The sequence below is a fragment of the Acidimicrobiales bacterium genome (assembly GCA_035533095.1).
GTDB lineage: Bacteria > Actinomycetota > Acidimicrobiia > Acidimicrobiales > Palsa-688 > DATLUM01.
The window spans coordinates 1-4,022 of sequence record DATLUM010000140.1 but is presented as its reverse complement, the minus strand read 5'-3'; the positions used below and the strand labels follow the sequence as shown (position 1 = coordinate 4,022).

Below are 4,022 nucleotides of genomic sequence, written 5' to 3'. Positions count from 1 at the left end.
CGACACCCTGACCGTGCTGCTGAGCATGGACGAGCCTCGCAAGCGGTTCGCCGCCATGTCTCGTTTCGACATTCGCTATCGCTACGACCTCGGTGAAGGATATTCCCGGCTCGGACGTCGCATGCCCGATCTGGATCTCGTGACCGCCGACGGCCCGCTGCGGGTCTTCACCCCTGTTTCACGACGCCCGGCCCGCATTGCTGAACCTCGGTGAGCCGGGGGGTTCGACATGACGCCGTGGGCGGCTCGAGGGCAGCTGGTCGAGGCTGCGTATGTCGAGGCGTTGGGGCTCCCTGCACGTCGAGGTCACCGCTCCCACGGCCGTGTTGATCCGGCAGACGGACATGCTCCCTGGGTGGCATACCTCACCAACCGGGGTTTCCAGACGCGTTGACTACCTGGTTCGGAGCACCATCACGAGACGCGATGTGTCCGTGGCGCGACGTCAACGACATCGAGCCGGCCCCCTGGCCTGAGAGCGGTGGTACATGCGCCAGGCTGCCTTCGTCTCACTGTCGCCGGATGAAGTGCAGAATGGATCGCATGAGCGCCGACCTTGACGAGCTGCGTCGACTGCGCCGGGCCCGTGATCGGATGGACCGCGAGTACGCCCATCCCCTCGACGTCCCAGCGCTCGCCCGAACGGCGTTGATGTCCACGGCGCACTTCAGCCGCCGCTTCCGCGAGGCGTATGGCGAGTCGCCCTACTCGTACCTCATGACCCGGCGCATAGAGCGGGCGAAGGCGCTATTGCGCCGGGGCGACATGAGCGTTACCGATGTCTGCTACGCGGTCGGCTGGACGAGCCTCGGGTCCTTTTCGTCCCGGTTCACCGAGCTTGTCGGCGAGACTCCGTCTGAGTACCGGGCCTGCAACCACGACGAGTGGCGCGCTTTTCCCCCCTGCCAGACGATGGTATTGGCCCGGCCGCGCAGAGGCGCGGCCCAGGAGAGCTCGAAGAGAGCAGTTTCGGAGAAGCAATCCGTCGGCGCACCCACGTAACGTCTGTGCCATGACCGTGTCACTCAGCACTGTGCACATCCTCGTCGACGACCCCGAGGCCGCCCTCGGCTTCTACCGCGACACCCTCGGCCTGACGGTGCGCAACGAGGTCTCCAATGGCGCCTTCCGCTGGATCACCCTCGGCAGCGACACTCAACCTGAGATCGGTATCGTGCTGTCGCAGCCGCATGCGGGACGCTCCCAGGAGGACGGGGACGCCCTCGCCGCCATACTCGCCAAGGGCGAGATGTACCCGGTCCATTTCCGCACGAACAACCTCGATGCGACGTTCGACAAGATCGCTACCTCGCCCGGCGTGGAAGTGTTGCAGGAACCCGCCAGCCAGCCCTGGGGCGTCCGTGATGCCGCTGTGCGCGATCCCGCGGGCAACAGGCTTCGCATCGAGCAGGCGTAGACCCGTCGCTCTCTAGTCCGAAGTTCCCCCCACTGGAGAGCCGACGCCTCGCTGACCAGGAAGAACATCGGCGCTCGGCGGCCGTGCTGACTACGCGTAGCCGAGGCGGTGCGAGACGCCGAGCAGTTCGAACGCCCGGCGCTGGAGCGGGGTCGGCGTGGTGAGCATGTGGAAGGCGCCCACCGAGGTGTCGCTCGGCTCGATGCGGTTGGCGCAGATGGTGGCGAGATCGCCGAGCAGGCTCTGGAAGCTGTGCACCGGATCGCCGTCGGCGGTGCGCTTGGTGGCGATCTTGCGCTTGGCGATCTTCGAACGCTGCGCCGGGGCGACCGGGCTCGGGCGCTCGGCGCGCGCCTCGGCCAGGTGCTCGTCACGGAACAGCATCGGGGCCAGGCGCTTCTGCATGTGCAGGATGACGTAGTAGGCGAGCATGCGCAGAAACACGTGTGTGCGGACCCGGTCCTCCAGGCGGTGGCGGATGGGGCGCACGAAGAGGTCCGAGTTCATGCCCCGGAACACCCGCTCCACGCCTTCGAGGTCCTTGTAGCGCTCCACGGCGTCACCGGCGACGATGGTGTCGGCGCTGAGACTGGTGCGCACCACGTAGATGCCGTCGAGCGCCGCCTCGGCCTCGATGCGCTCGGTGTCGCGCCGCCAGGTGATGGAGTCGTCTTCGATCTCCACCACGAAGTGCTTGGCCACCTTGTAGCGACCGATCTCCCGCCCGACGCGCAGTGCGATCTTGTCCTTGCCCCGAAGCGGCTGGCGCTGACGCGAAACGGCGGTCTGGATATCGGTGAGGACCTTCTCGGTGGCATCGAGCAGGGCGGTGCGCTTGTCGGTGCGCTCTTGGGCCAAGAAGGGGTTCTTGCAGGCCACCAGGCGCTCGCCGGGGAAGTCGGGGTGGGTGATCTCCACCAGGTCGGTCTCGTCGAACAATGACGGCTGGATCACGCCCTGCTCGGCCAGTTTCTTGATCTGCGGGGCCCGCAGCGCGCTGATCCAGTCGAGCTCGGCGGGCACGATGTCCTCCCGGATGCGCGCCGCCGTGAGCATGCCCCGGTCGCCCACCACGCAGATGCGGGTGATCCCGAAGCGCTCCTGCAACTTCTTCACCTGGGGGGCCACCGTCTTCGGGTCACCGGTGTTGCCTCTGAAGACCTCGACGGCGACAGGGATGCCGGCGGTGTTGGTGAGCACCCCGTAGACGATCTGCTTGCGGCCGCGCACGCCGTCACGGGCATGGCCGATGGCGCCGAGCGGGCAGGTGGTGCCTTCGAAGGCCGCCGACGAGACGTCGTAGAGCACGAGGGTCTCGCCCACCAGGTGGCGCGCCGCCAGGGCGTCCTCGATCGTCGCCTGCCGTTCGTGCAGCCAGTCCATGGCGTCGTAGAGGTCGTCCTCATCGGCGGCGGTGAGGCCGAGCAGCGCCCCAAGGCTGCTCGTGGCCGTCTCTGCGCGCAGCCCCCGTGCGGTGGCGAGCTTGGAGGTGGGATCGATCACGGCGGCACAGATCATCGCCAGCACCAGGTCGCGCCGGCGCGAGGGCTCGGAGTCGATCAGCTCTTCGAGCCCAAGGTCGCGGAGCGTGCCCAGCACGGCGGCCACATGGCCGTGCGGGAGGCTGCGGGTGATCTCGAACGCCTGCGCCAGCGCGGTCGGTGCCGGCTCGCCCTTCAGCACGGCGCGCAGGGCGGTGACCTTGGCGTCGGGCCAGTGGCTCAGGTTGGCGAGCGTGCGGTTCTTGACCTTGCCGTCCTCGCGGAAGCTCTCGCGCAGCAGGATGGCCGGCGGTGAGCCCCGGTTGGGAACCACGGCAACATACATGTCGACATTATGAACCCCACGAGGCCCTGGATCAAGGACTCGCCGGACCTAGTTCTGCTAACTATTGCGCGCAGAATGGGAACTCCAGCGCGCACTTCCCACCGAAGAACCCGGTGGAGGTACATGACTACGCCTAAGCGCCACCGTGGGCAGAAGTTCGCAGGTCACGGCCCAAAAATGGCCGATGCGCCACGGTGAGCGGGGGGAACTTCGGCCTAGACGCCGCCGAGGACGACGACGCCGAGGCACTCGACACCGCTCGGGCAGCGTGAACGCCAGAGGCGCCCGCACGGCGCCACCGTCGACCAATGGCAACGGGCACCGGCCAGTCGCATCGCACGACCCCGAGATAGAGGCGTGTCTCATTGGCGCCATGCTGCTCTCGTCCCAGGCGATCGAGGATGCTGCCGCCCGCGTCGACGAGAGCATGTTCTACCTGCCGCTGCACGGGCGCCTCTTCTCGGCGATCGCTGATCTGTGGAGCACTGGACATCCGGTCGACCTTGCCACCGTCGGGCATCACCTGCGCCAGCTCGGACTCACCGACGACGCCGCCGCTCTCGTGGGCATCGGTGGCAACGCAGAGTCGAGAAACGGTGCCGACTACGCCGACCGTGTCGCCGAGCACGCCCGGAACCGCGCCCTACAGGCAGCCGCACTCGAGCTCGGAACTGCCGCCCAGCTCGGCGACCGGCTGGCGATCGCTGCGGCACTGGACCGAATAACCGACAGTGGCCCCGTAGCGCAGGCCCCACTCCACTTCGAGTCTCTCGCCGAT

At 67.6% G+C, this 4,022-nt stretch carries 5 protein-coding genes; 4 read left to right on the top strand and 1 reads right to left on the bottom strand.

Features of this window, described 5'->3' with window-relative positions; all coding sequences use genetic code 11:
- The 3 genes from VNF71_16525 to VNF71_16515 form a co-directional block, all read left to right on the top strand.
- On the top strand, positions 1 to 214 hold a 214-nt coding region (locus VNF71_16525), incomplete at its 5' end, for a hypothetical protein (GenBank protein HVA76162.1).
- A 329-nt stretch (positions 215 to 543) separates the two neighbouring features.
- Entirely contained in the window at positions 544 to 1,002 is a 459-nt protein-coding gene (locus VNF71_16520; protein HVA76161.1) for a helix-turn-helix transcriptional regulator, read from the top strand.
- A gap of 10 nt (positions 1,003 to 1,012) precedes the next feature.
- Positions 1,013 to 1,417, top strand: coding sequence for a VOC family protein (locus tag VNF71_16515; GenBank protein ID HVA76160.1), 405 nt, complete (start codon positions 1,013 to 1,015; stop codon positions 1,415 to 1,417).
- Between the two features lie 90 nt (positions 1,418 to 1,507).
- Here VNF71_16515 and VNF71_16510 read toward each other — a convergent pair whose 3' ends face one another.
- On the bottom strand, positions 1,508 to 3,244 hold the full coding sequence (locus tag VNF71_16510) for an IS1634 family transposase (protein ID HVA76159.1): 1,737 nt from the start codon (positions 3,242 to 3,244) through the stop codon (positions 1,508 to 1,510).
- A 184-nt stretch (positions 3,245 to 3,428) separates the two neighbouring features.
- Between VNF71_16510 and VNF71_16505 the strand changes: the two genes are divergently transcribed.
- A partial coding sequence (locus VNF71_16505; GenBank protein HVA76158.1) for a DnaB-like helicase N-terminal domain-containing protein occupies positions 3,429 to 4,022 on the top strand: 594 nt, incomplete at its 3' end.